A 15496-nucleotide genomic window follows, 5' to 3' on the forward strand; every position below is an offset into this window, starting at 1 on the left:
GTCTTGCGTTTCCGACTCTATCAGACTCTTTCGTGTCCGATTCCCGGTCGAAGCGGGGTTGCTTTCCAGTTCTTCGCTTTCGCGTTTCCCTTTCCAGCGAGTCCGACTCTATCAGGCCTTTTCATTCCTCTTGACCAACCTCCTGCAGACATGCAGGTGCCGATCCGAGTTAGGGTCAGGGCTTAAAAGTCGCCGCCGACCCCCGACGTGAAGTCGTGCTGGGGTCAGGCAGGGGTATGACAGTACAGGCAGCCGAGAGTCGAGGCAAATCGTTTCCGGCACTTCTCCGAGGGTCCCGAACCGCCAGGACTCGGGCGGAACCGGAACTTCTTATGACTTACTCTGCTGAACAGCACGCCGTCGTCTGCAAGCCGTGACGGCGCCATTCGAGCTCCACCCCTGGGAGGTTCCCCATGACCACTGTGACGTCCCCCCTCGCCGGACGTGCCATCGGGCTCGCCGCCGTGCCGGACCCGGTCTTCTCCGGCGCGATGGTGGGTCCTGGAACCGCCATCGATCCCGTGCGCGAGCCGTCCGAGGCCGTATCGCCGGTCGACGGCATCGTCGTCTCCCTGCACCCGCATGCGTTCGTCGTCGTCGACGGGCAGGGGCACGGCGTACTCGTCCACCTCGGCATCGACACCGTCCAGCTCAATGGCGAGGGCTTCGAGCTGCTCGTGAACAAGGGGGACACGGTCACCCGCGGCCAGGGGATCGTGCGGTGGGACCCTGCGGGCGTAGAGGCCGCCGGCAAGTCGCCGGTGTGCCCGATCGTCGCGCTGGAGGCGACTGCTGACTCCCTCTCCGATGTCCGGGAGGACGGCGACGTCAAGATCGGCGACACGTTGTTCGGTTGGCAGTGACGGACTCGGCGCGATGACGGCCGACTGGATATCCACCGCGGAGGCACGGACCGCCGCACAACCGGGGACGGGTGAAATGGAGACAACGCTGCGAGGCGTCGGCGTGAGTCACGGAGTGGCGATCGGCGAGGTGCGTCATATGGGTACGGCGGTGCTCGAACCGCCGGCGAAGCAGATCCCGGCCGAGGAGGCGGAGCGCGAACAGGGGCGCGCCCGCCAGGCTGTGGAAGCCGTGGCGGCCGATCTGATCGCGCGCGGCAACCTTGCCGGCGGCGAGGCCCAGCATGTGCTTGAGGCTCAGGCCATGATGGCGCAGGACCCCGAGCTGATCGCCGATGTGGATCGGCGCATCGCCGTCGGCAGCACTGCCGAACGCGGCGTCTACGACGCGTTCGCCGCCTATCGGGCGCTGCTCGCCAACGCCGGTGAGTACCTCGCGGGGCGGGTCGCCGACCTCGACGACGTCCGCAATCGGATCGTGGCACGTCTGCTCGGTGTGCCGATGCCCGGTGTACCGGACAGCGACGAGCCCTATGTGCTGATCGCCAGGGACCTGGCGCCCGCCGACACGGCGCTGCTCGACCCTGCCCTGGTGCTCGGCTTCGTGACCGAGGAGGGTGGGCCCACCAGTCACAGCGCGATCCTGGCGCGGGCGCTCGGTGTGCCCGCCGTGGTGGCGCTTCCCGGGGCCGGGGACCTGGCCGAGGGCACGGTCGTCGCGGTGGACGGCAGCACCGGTGAGATCTTCGTCGAGCCCAGCGCCGAGAAGCGTGCGGAGCTGGAGAGCGCCGCTGCCGCGCGCAAGGCCTCGCTGTCCGCTTCGACCGGTCCTGGGGCGACCTCCGACGGTCACAAGGTCCCGCTGCTCGCCAATGTGGGCGGGCCGGGCGACGTGCCGGCTGCCGTCGAGGCCGGTGCGGAGGGTGTGGGGCTGTTCCGTACCGAGTTCCTGTTCCTGGACGACAGCAAGCGGGCGCCGTCCGAGGAGAAGCAGGTCGCGGCGTACCGGGCGGTGCTCGAGGCGTTCCCCGAGGGGCGTGTCGTGGTGCGGGTGCTGGATGCCGGTGCCGACAAGCCGCTGGACTTCCTGACGCCGGTGGACGAGCCCAACCCGGCGCTGGGTGTGCGTGGGCTGCGGAGCCTGCTGGACCACCCCGAGGTGCTGCGGACCCAGCTGACCGCGCTGGCGAAGGCGGCCGAGGGTCTGCCTGTCCATCTTGAGGTCATGGCTCCGATGGTGGCGGACCGTGCGGACGCGAAGGCCTTCGCAGACGCCTGCCGTGAGGCCGGGCTGGCGGCGAAGTTCGGCGCGATGGTGGAGATTCCGTCAGCCGCGCTGCGGGCGCGCTCGATCCTGCAGGAGGTCGAGTTCCTCTCGCTGGGTACCAACGACCTGGCGCAGTACACCTTTGCCGCCGACCGTCAGGTGGGCGCGCTGTCGCGGCTGCAGGATCCTTGGCAGCCTGCGCTGCTCGATCTGGTCGCGCTGTCGGCGGAGGCGGCCGGTGCCGAGGGCAAGAGCTGCGGCGTCTGTGGTGAAGCCGCCTCCGATCCCCTGCTCGCCTGTGTCCTGACGGGGCTGGGTGTGACGTCGCTGTCGATGGGTGCCGCGTCCATTCCGTATGTCCGCGCCACGCTGGCGAAGTACACGCTCGCGCAGTGCGAGCGTGCCGCTTCTGCCGCGCGGGCGGCCGACTCCGCCGAAGAGGCGCGGGTGGCGGCTCAGGCTGTGCTGTCGGGCGAGTAGTCCTGCGGTGTCTGTGGCGAAGGGGCTCCCCGCCGGTGGCGGGGAGCCCCTTCGGCCTGTCAGTGGTGCGTCTCCGGTTCGTCCGCCCCGATGTCGAAGCCGGCGCAGTACTCCACGTGCGGCTCCGGGGCGACGGGTTCGCCGGTGTCGGCGTCGGTGCAGTAGGCGCTGAAGACCTCGCCGGCGGTGAGCGGGACCAGGCTGCCGCGGGCCAGCCGCCAGCCGTGGACCCGGTCCTGGGTTCCGGGGCTGCTCGTCCGGAGTACGACTCCTCCGGGCTTTTCGAGGGCGATGCCGACGGCGAGCACCGTGACGAACTCGGCTCCTTCCGCTGTTTCGAGGCGGGCGGGCCCCGTGGTGTCGCGCTCGGTATGCAGGACGGCGAGCAGGTGCTCGGTCTCGGTGGGGGTGCTGCAGACGAGGTGGTGGGTGCCCGGGCCGGCCGTCTCCAGCATGCGCAGCAGGAGGTGGGAGGCCCGGTCGAAGGCGGCGCGGCCGATGTCCTGTCCGCAGTCGGCGCATGCTCCGAGGTCGGCCAGGGTCATCGTGGCGTATTCCCAGGTGGCCCGGCGGACGGCTCGGCCGACCAGGAGTGGGATCAGGGTGTCGATGGGTTGGCCGGTGTACGCGACGGTGGCGCCGATCGAGGCGATTTCGGCGGTGAAGCGGCTGCGGCTGGCAGGGGTGTCGGGAGCGATTCCGGACTCGGTGCAGAACTCCGCGTACTCCTCGGGGTCGAAGAGGGCGACCGTGGCGTGCATGCCCTGTGCGGCGAGGGCCTTCAGCAGGCCCTCGACCTGCTGGAGGTAGACGGTGTGGTCGTCGAAGGTGAAGGTGCGGTAGCGCTGCATCGCCGCGAAGTCCTTCTCGTCGGCCAGGAGGCCGACGGTGCTGGGTGCTTCGCGGCGCAGCGTGCGCCGCATGGAAGTCCGGGACCGCCCGTACTCGCCGGTCCCGATGGTCTTGTCCTGCTTGGTGTTCCTGGTGTGCGCCATGACTCCCCCAGTGCGCTGTCGATCATTGCTCACTCAGAGTAATCAGGGGCACTGACAGTGCGGGCGGTCAGCGCCGCTTGCGGGCGAGGTCCTCGTAGAAGTGGAGGAGTTCGAGGTTGTCGATCGAGCCGGGATTGACCGCCTTGGCCAGGGTTGTGCCCTGCAGGAGGCGTTTGACCGGAACCTCGATGCGCTTGCCGGTGAGGGTGTGCGGGATACCGGGGACCTCGATGATCTCGTCCGGGACGTGGCGCGGGGAGAGGTTCGCGCGGATGGTCTGCTTGATGCTGTCGCGCAGGTCGTCGTCGAGCGAGGCACCGTCGGCGAGGTGGACGAAGAGCGGCATCCAGTACCCGCCGTCGGGCTCTTCGAGGCCGATGACGAGGGACTCGCGGATCTCGGGGAGCCGTTCGACGGCTTCGTAGATGTCTGCGGAGCCCATCCGGACACCCTGGCGGTTGAGGGTGGAGTCGGAGCGGCCGTGGATGACGACGGAGCCGTGTTCGGTGATCGTGATCCAGTCGCCGTGGCGCCAGACTCCGGGGTACATGTCGAAGTAACTGTCGTGGTAGCGGCTGCCGTCGGGGTCGTTCCAGAAGCGGATCGGCATGGAGGGCAGGGGTGCGGCGACGACGAGCTCGCCGACCTCGCCGATGAGTGGCTTGCCCGCGGGGTCCCAGGCCTGGAGGTCCGTGCCGAGGCACGGGGCCTGGAGCTCGGCGATGTGCACGGGGAGGGTGGGGACCGCGCCGGCGAAGCAGCTGCAGACGTCGGTGCCGCCGCTGACGGAGGCGATCCACAGGTTGTCGTCCACTTCGTCGTGGAGCCAGCGGAATCCGTCGGGCGGGAGCGGGGAGCCGGTGGTGGCGACGCACTGGACGCGGGAGAGGTCGAAGTCGCGGCCCGGGTGGACGCCGGCTTTGCGGCAGGCCATGACATAGGCGGCGGAGGTGCCGAAGAGGGTTGCTCCGGTCTGTTCGGCGACGCGCCACTGGGCGCTGACGTCCGGGTAGCCGGGGCTTCCGTCGTACAGCACGAGTGTCGTCCCGGTCAGCAGGCCGGAGACGAGGAAGTTCCACATCATCCAGCCGGTGGAGGTGTACCAGAAGAAGCGGTCGTCGGGGCCGAGGTCGCAGTGCAGTCCGACCTGCTTGAAGTGTTCCAGCAGGATGCCGCCCTGGGACTGGACGATCGCCTTGGGGAGCCCGGTGGTGCCGGAGGAGTAGAGCACCCACAGCGGGTGGTCGAAGGGGACCTGTTCGAAGACGGGCTCGGTGTCCGCCGACGTGAGGGCGGACCAGTCGAGGGCGCCCTCCGGGGCCTCGGTGCCCAGCAGCGGGATGTGGACGACGGCGCGCAGGGTGGGGAGTTCGCGGCGCAGCTCGGCGACCGTGTCGGTGCGGTCGTGCTCCTTGCCGCCGTAGCGGTAGCCGTCGACGGTGAACAGGACGACCGGTTCGACCTGCTGGAAGCGGTCGAGGACGCTGCGGGCGCCGAAGTCGGGGGCGCAGGAGGTCCAGACGCCGCCGACGGCCGCGGTGGCGAGGAAGGCGACGACCGCCTGGGGGATGTTGGGGACGTAGGCGCTGACGCGGTCGCCCGGTGCGACGCCGAGAGCGCGGAGTTCGGCGGCGAGCGATCCGACCTGCCGGCGGAGTCCGGACCAGGAGAGGGGGACCTGGGTGTGGGTCTCGTCGACGTGGATCAGGGCGGGGGCGTCGGCGCGCAGGGGGTCGTCGGCGGTGCGCAGCGCGTGTTCCGCGTAGTTGAGGGCGGCGCCGGGAAACCACTGGGCGCCGGGCATGGTGCGGTCGCCGATGACGGATTCGTACGGGGTGGAGAACCGTACGTCGAACCAGTCGGCGACGGCCCGCCAGAAGGTGTCGAGCTCGTCGACCGACCAGCGGTGCAGCGCCTGGTAGCCGCCTTCGGCCGGTGCTCCGTAGCGCTCGGCCGCCCAGCTCTGGAAGCGGGTGACGGCGGCGGCCGCGATGCGGTCGGGGCCGGGCTGCCAGAGGGGGGCGTCGTTGGCTGCTGCGGTCATGGCGGCTCCCTGACTGTACGGGTACGCGGGGTGGGCGTGGGTCGCGCGCACACGTGCTGGGGTGTGCGCGTGAGGCGGCTTTTACGGACGATGCCACGTGATCGTCTTTCGCACCAGGGTTCGTCGCCCATGGTCGTGTGTCCGGACATGTGGTCCGGCCACGGGTGAACGGAAGTTGAACGGCGCCCGCACCCGCCCTGCCGGGTGGCAGGGTGAGCTGCATGAACGGTCGTGACCTGGTGCGCTCGGTGAAGATGGTCGGTTCGGTGCGGGGGCTGCGCACGATGCGCTCCTCCTGGCGGCGCCGGAATGCGGATGCGCGGGCGCTGCCCCGGCGCGGTGCGGAGCGGGCGAGGGTGCCGGGCCTCGTGGTGGGGGCGGAGCCGGAGCCGGGCGGGGGTGTGGTGCGGTTCGCGCGTTCGGAGTTGCGGGTCCGGGTGGCGGTGGGCGGGGCGGTGTTCTGGGGCTGGGACGGGGCGGACCCGTTGCCGTCGTACGCGTTGCCCGGCGTGGCGCCGGAGGCGGATCCGCGGGCCGCGCTGGAGCCGGACAAGGACGGCGGCTGGCAGGTCGTCTCGGAGCGGCTGACCGTCGCGGTGTCGCGGCACGGGGCCGTGGAGCTGCGTACGCCGGGCGGGGTGGTGCTCCGGCGCGAGCTGCCGCCGCGCTGGTGGGAGCCGGTCGCGGGCGGTGCCGCTCGTTGGGTGCAGCGGTCCGAGGTGCCGGCGGATGCCCGGTTCTTCGGGCTCGGCGGGCGGGCGTCCGGGCCGCGGCTGCGGGACGGTGTGTACCGGTTGTGGAACACCGACCCGGGTGGTCGCTTCGGGCCGGACGACGATCCGCTGTACCTGACGATGCCGGTGCAACTGGTGGTCTCCGATGCGGGGACGCATCTGCTGTTCCACGACAATTCCTGGTCGGGGCGGGTGACGCTGCGCGAGGGCGAGGAGGGCGCGGGATCCGGCCACGACCGCCCGGGGATGTGCGAGGTGCGGATGGACGGGGGGCCGCTGCGCTGCTGGGTGATGGCCGGTACGCCGGCCCGCGTGTTGCAGGGCTGGACGGCGCTGACGGGTGCGCCCGCGCTGCCGCCGTCCTGGGCGCTGGGTCCGCAGCATGCCCGTTGGGGGTTCGGGAGCGAGCGGGAGGTGCGACGGGTCGTCGCCGGTTACCGGGAGCGGGGGTTGCCCCTGTCCGTGCTGCATCTGGACATCGACCACTACGACGCGCACCGGGTGTTCACCGTCGACCGCGGGCGCTTTCCCGATCTTCCGGGGCTGGCCGAGGAGTTGCGGGAGGACGGGGTGCGGCTGGTGTCGATCGTCGATCCCGCGGTGAAGGCGGAGCCGGGGAACGCGGTGTTCGACTCGGGCGCGGCGGTCGGGAGCCGCGGGGCGTTCGTCCGGGACGCGCGCGGGCGGCTGGTGCGCGGGGAGGTGTGGCCGGGTGAGTGCGTGTATCCGGACTTCACCGATCCGCAGGTGCGGGAATGGTGGGGCGGGCTGTACGAGGAGCGGTTCGCGCAGGGGTTCTCCGGTGTGTGGCACGACATGAACGAGCCGGTGTCGTTCGCGGCGTTCGGGGATCCGACGCTGCCGCGGTCGGCGCGGCACTGCCTGGAGGGCCGCGGGGGTGATCACCGCGAGGCCCACAATGTGTACGGGCTCGCGATGGCGCGTGCCGGGTACGAAGGGCTCCGCCGGCTGCGGCCGGAGACACGTCCCTTTCTGTTCTCGCGTTCCGGTTGGGCGGGGATGCAGCGGTACGGGGGGACCTGGTCCGGGGATGTGGAGACCGGCTGGCCCGGGCTGCGGGCCTCGCTGGCGCTGGTGCTGGGGCTGGGGCTGTGCGGGGTTCCGTATTCGGGGCCGGACGTGGGCGGGTTCGGCGGGTCGCCGTCGCCGGAGCTGTATCTGCGGTGGTTCCAGCTGGGTGCGTACCTGCCCTTGTTCCGTACCCACAGCGCCATCGACGCGGGGCGGCGGGAGCCGTGGGAGTTCGGGCCGGGGGTGCTTGAGCACGCGCGGGCCGCGCTGGAGGAACGGGAGCGGCTCCACCCCTACTTCGTGACGCTGGCGCAACTGTCCGGGCTGACCGGTGCGCCGTATGTGCGACCGCTCTGGTGGGGTACGCCCGGGGAGCGGTCGTTGCGGGAGTGCGAGGACGCGTTCTTGCTGGGTGACGCCCTGCTGGTGGCGCCTGTGCTGGAGCGTGGCGCGGACCGCCGGGCGGTGCGGCTGCCGCGGGGGCGTTGGTACGACACGGCGACGGGTGAGGCGTACGAGGGGCCCGGTCAGGTGTTGCTCGATGCTCCGTTGTCGCGGGTTCCGGTGTTGGCGCGGGCGGGTTCGGTGCTGCCCGTGCGGGGCGCGGACGGGGGTGTGGAGCTGGAGGTGTGGGCTCCGGCCGCAGGGCGCAGTGGCGGTGGTCTGGTGGTCCGGGACGCGGGTGACGGCTGGGAGCGGGCGGAGGTCGAGCGGTATACGTCGCGGCTGGTGGACGGGGAGGTCGTGGTGGCGCGGGAGGGTGAGGAGGGGCCGGTGGACGGTCCGGTGCGCGTCCGCGGTTTGTAGGCCGCGCGCCGAGTTCCGGAAGTGGCCTCGGGCCGGTCAGGGGTAGCCCCCGTCGAACCAGGTGCGGACGGCCCGGGTGTGCAGGGGGAAAGCGAGCTCGGTGGGTGTGCGGAGCAGGTGGAAGCCGGAGGTCTCGTCGGTGGGCGCGGAGGGCGGGAGGCTGTCGGCGGGGCGTTCCGGAAGCAGGCCGAAGAGGAGTAGATGGCCGTCCGGGGCGCTGAGGGCGTCGGCCAGGCGCACGTCCTCCTCGCCGGCTTCGATGCCGGTCTCCTCGCGCAGTTCGCGTACGACGGCGTGCTTCCAGTCCTCGTCGTGGTCGATGAAGCCGCCGGGGAGCGCGAGGCCGCCGCGGTGGGGCGGGACGGTGCGGGTGATGACGACGAGGCCGGTGCCGTCCCGGTCGGTGGCGGGGAGCAGTGCCACGGCGACCGGCAGCGGGTTGCGGTAGGCCGTTTCTCCGCACGCGGCGCAGGTGCGGGGCCAGGCGGCGGAGGCCGCCGAAGCGGCGAACGGTGCTCCGCAGCTGCCGCAGTGGGAGTCCTTGGCCGGCTTCTCGGGGTCGCTCATGGGGGCGGACACGCGCGGACTGTATCCGATCGCCCGCCGGACGTGCCGTTCTGCTGGATTATGTGCTCATGACAGGTATCGCTTCCGCTCTCCGTGTCCTGGCCACTGCCGCTGCCGCCGCCCTGCTCGCCGTCACCGCCACCGCCCCCGTGGCGCAGGCGGGACCCGAGCCGAAGGCCCCTGAGGAGTTCGTCGCGCTGCGTTCGGTGGATCCGACGATCATCCAGGAGATGCGCTACCCCACCGCGCACAACTTCATGGGCGTGCCGGTGGACGGCTACCGTCAGCCGCTCTGCATCCTGACCCGGCCGACGGCCCTGGCCCTGCACCGCGCGCAGACCCGGCTGCTGGCGCAGGGCTACTCCCTGAAGGTGTACGACTGCTACCGGCCGCAGCGGGCGGTCGACCATTTCGTGCGGTGGGCGAAGGACCTCGACGACGAGACCATGAAGGGCGAGTTCTATCCGCGCGTCGACAAGGCGCGGCTGTTCGCCGACGGCTACATCGCGGAGAAATCCGGACACAGCCGCGGCAGCACGGTGGATCTGACGCTGGTGAAGCTGCCGGCCGCACCGACCGGACCGTACCTGCCGGGCGGGCGGCAGGTGCCCTGCTACGCGCCCCGCTCCGACCGCTTCCCCGACAACTCCCTGGACATGGGCACGGGGTTCGACTGCTTCGACACGCTCTCCCACACGGACGACCCGCGTATCCAGGGAGCTCAGCGTGCCCATCGGCAGTTCCTGCGGAAGACGCTCGCCGATGCCGGTTTCGTGAATCTGGCCGAGGAATGGTGGCACTACACGTTCGAGCCCGAGCTGTTCCCGGACACCTACTTCGACTTCCCGGTGGCCAGGAGGTCCGTCGCGGGGCACTGACACGCGTGCGGAGAACGAGCGGCCGGGACCACCCCCGTGGGTCCCGGCCGCCCGCTCTTCCTCTCGGACGCGAACCGACCGTTTCCGGTTGCCACCCCAGCCGTTACGGTGCCCGTATGCCACAGCAGACGTTCGATTCCTACGAAGAGTTCTGGCCCTACTACGTCGCGATGCACTCCCGGGCCGCGACCCGCTGGGTCCATCTGACGGGCACCCTCACCGGGCTCGCGGTCACCGCGTACGGCCTGGCCCGCGGCCGCAAGAGGTACGCGGCCGCGTTGCCCCTGATCGGGTACGGGACGGCCTGGCCCGCGCACTTCCTCATCGAGAAGAACAATCCGGCCACCTTCGGGCATCCGGCCTGGTCGCTCCGTGGCGACGTGCAGATGATCCGGATGATGCTCGCGGGCCGCGACCGGGACCTGGCGGAGATCGCGGCCAAGTGGCTCGCCGAGAACCGCTGACCGCTCCTGCCGGCAGCCTTGACGGCCCCTCACGCCGGGTGAAAAATCCTTGCGCGGTCGGGCAGCAACGCGCGGCCCGTACCCCGGTCGGCGGGGGTGCGGGCCGCGTTGTCCGTGCCGCGGCCGCCGTACGGGCCGCTACGTCGTGGCGGGCTCGCGGGGGCGCTCCGCACGGGCCACCGCATGCTCGACGACCGTCACCAGCACGTCCCGCGCGGAGGAGCGGTCGCGCGCGTCGCACATCAGGACCGGCACCTCGGGATCGAGGTCCAGCGCAGCCTGCACCGTCTCGGTGGCGAACTTGTCCGCCCCCTCGAAGCAGTTGACGGCGACGGTGAAGGGAATCCTGCGGCGCTCGAAGTAGTCGACCGCCGCGAAGCAGTCCTGGAGCCGCCGGGTGTCCGCGATCACGACCGCGCCCAGCGCGCCCTGGGCCAGTTCGTCCCACAGGAACCAGAAGCGGTCCTGTCCCGGGGTGCCGAACAGGTACAGCACCAGGTCCTCGCGGAGGGTGATCCGGCCGAAGTCCATGGCCACGGTGGTGGTGGTCTTGGCCTCCACGCCCGCCACGTCGTCCACCGGGCGGCCCGCCTCGCTGAGTCTCTCCTCCGTACGCAGCGGCCTGATCTCGCTGACCGCGCCGACCAGAGTCGTCTTGCCCACTCCGAAGCCGCCCGCCACCAGGATTTTCAGGGTAACGGGCTCCACGGGCCGCCTGTTGCGGCTAGAGCGCCCGAAGGCCATTGATCACCTCGCGAAGAATGTTCACGTCCGGCAGCTCCGCCGGCGGAACGGGACGGGTTACGTGCACCAGCTCGTCCTCGACGAGATCACCGACCAGCACCCGGACCACCCCTACGGGGAGGTCCAGGCCGGCCGCGAGTTCGGCGATCGACTGGGGCATGTCACTGCAGAGTTCGACGATCTCCACATGTTCCGGGGAGAGCGTCTGGTCCCGGCCGGGGTCGTCGGCCGCGGGTTCGGGGACGACGACCGCGATCAGGTCGAGGCGATGGCGGGAGGCGCTGCTGGTACGGCCCCGGGTCATCGCGTACGGACGGACCACGGGTCCCGCATCGGCGTCGTACCAGCGCGATGCCTGCGGGTCCGCGGGCGCGGCCGGAGATCTGGAGAAGTCAGCGCTCATGCCGTCCCCTCACCCCCCGGCGGACAGACCGGTCGTCCGGGGAGCGTTGGCCAGGTGGGCGCCGACGCGCTTGACCATCAGCGTCATCTCGTACGCCACCTGGCCGACGTCGGAGTCGGCATCGGCCAGCACGGCGAGACAACTGCCGTCACCGGCCGCCGTGACGAAGAGGAACGCCTCGTCGAGTTCGACGACGGTCTGGCGCACCCGCCCCGCGTCGAAGTGGCGCCCCACCCCCTTGGCCAGGCTGTGGAATCCGGAGGCGACGGCCGCCAGATGTTCGCTGTCCTCGCGGGTCAGGTCCTTGGACGTGCCGGTGGCGAGGCCGTCGCTGGAGAGCACCAGCGCCTTGTGGATGCTGGCGACGCGCTCGACGAGTTCGTCGAGGAGCCAGTTCAACTGGCCGGAGCCCTGGCGTGCGGTGTTGGGTGCTGCGGCGTTCGGTGCGGTCATGGACCGTCCCCTCCCGAAGTGGTTCCTTGTGCTGTGTCACCGGGACCGGTCACGTCCTCGGCGTTCTGCCTCCGGCCGCGCTGCCAGCCGCGCTGGAGCGAAGCCATGCGGCTGCGCACCTCGTCCGCGTCGCGTTCGAAGTCCTGGTCGGGTTCCGTACGGGCCGGCTCCGCATCGCGGCCGCCGGAGACTTCGCGAAGCTGCGGGGCGAGGCTTGCCTGCCTGATGCGCCGGGGCAGGCCGCCCACCGTCTCGGGGGCCGCGACCGGGGCTGCCGGGCGCGCGGGTTCGGTCGGCGCGACGGGTTCGGTGGGCGCGGCAGGACCGGTGGGTTTCCGGAAGCCGGCGGACTGCCGGATTTCGGTGGGCTGCCGCGGCTCGGAGGGCCTGCCGGTGTCGGCGGCGGAGAGCCACGGGCCGGCGGCCGGCGGCCTGAACCCAGCGTCACGGGTGGGACCGTCGGAGCCGGAAGCGGGGTCGTGCTCGGCGGCTGCGGGGTGGGCGCGGCCCGCCTCGTCGACCCGGCGGCCGTTGTCGGTGACCAGGATCGGCGGTTTCCGGCGGGGCAGCGGCACCGGGCCGCCGGGGCGACTCGCCCGTACACCGGCCGCGGACTGCCCCGCCTGGTCGGACGCCTGCTGGTGCTGTTCGCGGTCACCGTCGCGCCGGAGGTCGCGGGAGCGGAAGATGCCTCCGCGTTCGCTCTCGGTGTCGTCGATGTCGGACACGCCGCCGGGCAGGGGATCGAGCAGGGGATCGAGTACGGGGTCGTTCTCGAAGCCCAGTGCTTCCACGGGTCCTTCGAGCTCCACCGGTCCGTCCAGGAGGGCCGGGTCCACGAGGCCGGTGGGGACGGGGGCCAGGCCGGAGGACCTGCCGGTGACCCGGCGGTCCTTGTCGCCGCCCGGTACCTGTCCGGCCGCCTTTGCGCTGCCGATCGCCTTCTCGGACCGGCGGTCGAGCCGGAATCCGGTGCCGTGCGTGTCCGGTGCGTCGGTGAGGAGCGCCGCGGGAATGAAGACGACCGCGGTCGTGCCACCGTACGGAGAGGTCTGCAACGAGACCCGGACGTTCTGCCGCTGGGCCAGACGGCTGACCACGAAGAGACCGAGCCGGTCGGTGTCGGAGAGCTCGAACTCCGGGGTCTCGGCGAGCCTCAGGTTGGCGTCGAGGAGGACATCCGGGGTCATACCGAGGCCCCGGTCGTGGATTTCGAGCGTGAAACCGTTGGCGACGCGTTCGCCGAGCACCTGCACCGCGGTGTGCGGGGGCGAGAACACGGTGGCGTTCTCCAGGAGTTCGGCGATCAGATGGGTGAGGTCGGCGACGGCGGGGCCCCCCACACCGAAGCGGGGCAGCCTGCGGACCTCGATCCGCTCGTAGTCCTCGACCTCGGCGACCGCCGCCCGTACCACGTCCATCAACTGGATCGGCTTGCGCCACTGACGGGACGGCGCGGCACCGGAGAGGATCACCAGGCCCTCGGCATGGCGTCGCATGCGCGTGGTGAGGTGGTCGAGGCGGAAGAGGTCCGCGAGTTCATCGGTGTTCTCGGTGCGGCGCTCCATGGTGTCCAGGAGCGTCAACTGCCGGTGCAGCAGCACCTGGTTGCGGCGGGCGAGATTGACGAAGACCTCGGACACCCCGCGTCGCATGTCCGCCTGCTTGACCGCGGCTTCGACGGCCGCCCGTTGCAGGGTGTTGAGAGCCTGTCCGACCTGTCCGATCTCGTCCCGTTCATACTGGAGGCGCGGGGCCTCGGTCTCGACATCGATCTGTTCACCGGCGGCGAGGCGGCGCATCACGCTCGGCAGCCGTATGCCGGAGACCTCGTGGGCGTCCTTGCGGAGCCGGGAGAGGTCACGGATGAGCTCACGGCCGATGCGTACGGAGACGAACACCGAGGCGAGCAGGGCGAGGAAGCCGAGGACGCCCGCGACGCCCGCCTTGATCAGGACGCTGTAGCCGGCGGGCTTGCCGCGGTCCTGGAAGCGGTTGTTCATCTCGGTGGAGTCGTTGGCCAGCCGGTCCAGGACGGGCGGAGCGACCTCCTGCCAGCGCTCGGCGTCGACCGCTCGCGGGTCCTGGGTGGGACCACCGTTGATGAGCGTGCTCTCGGCCGTTCTCAGTGCTTCGCTGTCCGGGCTCGCCCAGTACTGCTCGACACGTTGGCGTTCCGACGAGGGGAGCATCTCGCCATTTGTCTCGTAGAGCAGCTTCCGATTGGCGACGAGGTCGGAGATCTGGCGCAGTTCGGCGGCGGAGAGCCGGCCGGCGACGAGCGCCGAGGCCACCAGGGCGTCTTCGCGGGAGAGCATTTCGCGGGCTCGTGAGATACCGGCCAGCGCGCGGACCTGCTTGTCCATCGACACGTTCTCAATCGTGCGGAGACCGTTCAGAAAGCGGTAGCAGGGATCTATGAGACGGTCGTAGAACTCCATCGCCTTCAGACGGTCGATGGTGCGTTTCTCGACCGAATCGCGGAGCGCTCCAAGGCCCTCGACCGTGCGGAGGACCGCATTCAGCTGGGTCTCGTCCTCGGGCCTCAGTGCGTCGCGAATGCCCTTCTGCCGTGCACTGTCCTGGACGTCCGCGACGACGCGGTCGGTGGCCGCTCGTTGGCGCCGCAGAAGGGGAAGGGCATTGGATGCTCTGGGGTCGGCGAGAAAGACCACGGTCTGGCGGCGCTCGTCCTGGATGGCGCGGACGGTGTCCTCCAGAGGATGACCCACCTTCTCCACGATGGTGCTCGCACTCAGCAGGTGGCTTGCCTCGCGCCCCGTCAGGAACGTGGCGAAACCCCAGAGTCCGGTGAGGGAGACGAGCGGCACCAGCAGCAGGGCCACGATCTTCCTGCGGATGGACTTTCCGCGAAAGCGCATGGCCTCCCCCAGACCGACCCCACGGGTCGGGGATCGTGTTCCGTCAACAAACGGCGTGAGCCTACTACTGACAGCGAGGCAACTCGAAGAGATGTCCGTGATGTTTTTCAGCCGGACTCCCCGTTGTTGATCATGAGTTGTCCGGGCATTCCGGGCTATTAAATTCGCGAAAGCGGCAGAAGAGACCGGTCGGAGCAGCATACGATCCGGCAGGGCAGTTGGCTTGAATTCTTCGCTCGATGACGGTTCGAGGGAATCTTCACAGCTGGTCACTCGTCTCTCTGTACGGGCAGGGAGAACACGGGGAGCGCTGGGCAGACGGTCCGATCCGCCCGCGTAGACACGGCGTACGCCGGGCAACAACCCTGAAGTCGGACAGCGGTGGGGAGTTGAGGGTCCTTGGATACGGAAGAGCGTCGGAGCCCGGTGCCGTCGGCACCGGGCGCGACGGCGGCCTCGGCAGCGACCGGCGGGGCGAGGATCCCGCGCCAGGAGCGCCGGCAGCTCTGGGTGGAGGAGCCGGCGACACGTCGGCGGATGCCGGATCCGGTGCGTACGGCCGCTGTGCGTGCCGTGCTCATCATGTCGTTGACGATCATCCAGGCCGTGGTCGCGTTCCTGTGCACATTGGCGGGGTCCTGGCTGGCCTTTCCGATGGTGCTGAGCGGTGTGGGCAGCACCGTGGTCGCGACCTGGTCGGTGCTGGACGTCTGGGTCACCCGGCAGGTCTGGAATCAGCGCAATGGCGTGGTGTCCGTGCCGAGCAGTTCGGCGCGGCAGTTGCGCCGTGAGCGGCGCAGAGCACGACGGGCGGCACGGACCGCGCGGCGGGACGATGCCCGGATACGCCGCCGGGGCGCGGGCAGCCTCTCGCGGGCCTGAG

General features: G+C 70.7%; 13 protein-coding genes. 6 read left to right on the plus strand and 7 right to left on the minus strand.

Annotated elements, in window-relative coordinates; all coding sequences use genetic code 11:
• Positions 1–413: 413 nt before the first annotated feature.
• On the plus strand, positions 414–863 hold the full coding sequence (locus tag ACFVT1_RS27545; protein ID WP_389800192.1) for a PTS glucose transporter subunit IIA: 450 nt from the start codon (positions 414–416) through the stop codon (positions 861–863).
• 76 nt (positions 864–939) lie between these two features.
• A complete protein-coding gene (gene ptsP / locus ACFVT1_RS27550) occupies positions 940–2610 on the plus strand; it encodes a phosphoenolpyruvate--protein phosphotransferase (RefSeq protein WP_389800193.1) in 1671 nt (556 codons plus the stop codon).
• 59 nt (positions 2611–2669) lie between these two features.
• Here ptsP and ACFVT1_RS27555 read toward each other — a convergent pair whose 3' ends face one another.
• Positions 2670–3605, minus strand: coding sequence for a hypothetical protein (locus tag ACFVT1_RS27555; RefSeq protein ID WP_389800195.1), 936 nt, complete (start codon positions 3603–3605; stop codon positions 2670–2672).
• 67 nt (positions 3606–3672) lie between these two features.
• The gene (locus tag ACFVT1_RS27560; protein ID WP_389800197.1) at positions 3673–5649 is read right to left on the minus strand and encodes an acetoacetate--CoA ligase; all 1977 of its coding nucleotides are present in this window, start codon (positions 5647–5649) and stop codon (positions 3673–3675) included.
• A 221-nt stretch (positions 5650–5870) separates the two neighbouring features.
• Here ACFVT1_RS27560 and ACFVT1_RS27565 point away from each other — a divergent pair, with 221 nt between their 5' ends.
• The gene (locus ACFVT1_RS27565; protein WP_389800198.1) at positions 5871–8222 is read left to right on the plus strand and encodes a glycoside hydrolase family 31 protein; all 2352 of its coding nucleotides are present in this window, start codon (positions 5871–5873) and stop codon (positions 8220–8222) included.
• A 36-nt stretch (positions 8223–8258) separates the two neighbouring features.
• Here the strand turns inward: ACFVT1_RS27565 and ACFVT1_RS27570 are convergent, their stop codons facing one another.
• Positions 8259–8789 carry an NUDIX domain-containing protein gene (locus ACFVT1_RS27570; protein ID WP_389800583.1) on the minus strand — a complete coding sequence of 177 codons (531 nt, stop codon included), beginning with the start codon at positions 8787–8789 and terminating at the stop codon, positions 8259–8261.
• 68 nt (positions 8790–8857) lie between these two features.
• Here ACFVT1_RS27570 and ACFVT1_RS27575 point away from each other — a divergent pair, with 68 nt between their 5' ends.
• Both ACFVT1_RS27575 and ACFVT1_RS27580 read left to right on the plus strand, forming a co-directional pair.
• Positions 8858–9667 carry a M15 family metallopeptidase gene (locus tag ACFVT1_RS27575; protein ID WP_389800200.1) on the plus strand — a complete coding sequence of 270 codons (810 nt, stop codon included), beginning with the start codon at positions 8858–8860 and terminating at the stop codon, positions 9665–9667.
• A 116-nt stretch (positions 9668–9783) separates the two neighbouring features.
• Positions 9784–10131 carry an Mpo1-like protein gene (locus tag ACFVT1_RS27580; protein WP_389800202.1) on the plus strand — a complete coding sequence of 116 codons (348 nt, stop codon included), beginning with the start codon at positions 9784–9786 and terminating at the stop codon, positions 10129–10131.
• A gap of 138 nt (positions 10132–10269) precedes the next feature.
• Here ACFVT1_RS27580 and ACFVT1_RS27585 read toward each other — a convergent pair whose 3' ends face one another.
• Genes ACFVT1_RS27585 through ACFVT1_RS27600 form a run of 4 tightly spaced genes read right to left on the minus strand, consistent with a single transcriptional unit; the run spans position 10270 to position 14613 of the window.
• Positions 10270–10875: an ATP/GTP-binding protein gene (locus tag ACFVT1_RS27585; protein WP_362208907.1), complete on the minus strand. Its 606-nt coding sequence runs from the start codon at positions 10873–10875 to the stop codon at positions 10270–10272.
• A complete protein-coding gene (locus ACFVT1_RS27590; RefSeq protein ID WP_389800203.1) occupies positions 10856–11278 on the minus strand; it encodes a DUF742 domain-containing protein in 423 nt (140 codons plus the stop codon). Before ACFVT1_RS27590 ends, ACFVT1_RS27585 begins: the two co-directional genes overlap by 20 nt.
• Positions 11279–11287: 9 nt before the next feature.
• Positions 11288–11731, minus strand: a complete 444-nt coding sequence (locus tag ACFVT1_RS27595; RefSeq protein ID WP_362208912.1) for a roadblock/LC7 domain-containing protein — start codon at positions 11729–11731, stop codon at positions 11288–11290.
• Entirely contained in the window at positions 11728–14613 is a 2886-nt protein-coding gene (locus ACFVT1_RS27600; RefSeq protein WP_389800205.1) for a nitrate- and nitrite sensing domain-containing protein, read from the minus strand. Before ACFVT1_RS27600 ends, ACFVT1_RS27595 begins: the two co-directional genes overlap by 4 nt.
• A gap of 399 nt (positions 14614–15012) precedes the next feature.
• Between ACFVT1_RS27600 and ACFVT1_RS27605 the strand changes: the two genes are divergently transcribed.
• Entirely contained in the window at positions 15013–15495 is a 483-nt protein-coding gene (locus ACFVT1_RS27605) for a hypothetical protein (RefSeq protein ID WP_389800207.1), read from the plus strand.
• Position 15496: the final 1 nt, after the last annotated feature.

It is taken from the genome of Streptomyces sp. NPDC057963, from assembly GCF_042887155.1.
Taxonomy (GTDB): Bacteria; Actinomycetota; Actinomycetes; order Streptomycetales; family Streptomycetaceae; genus Streptomyces.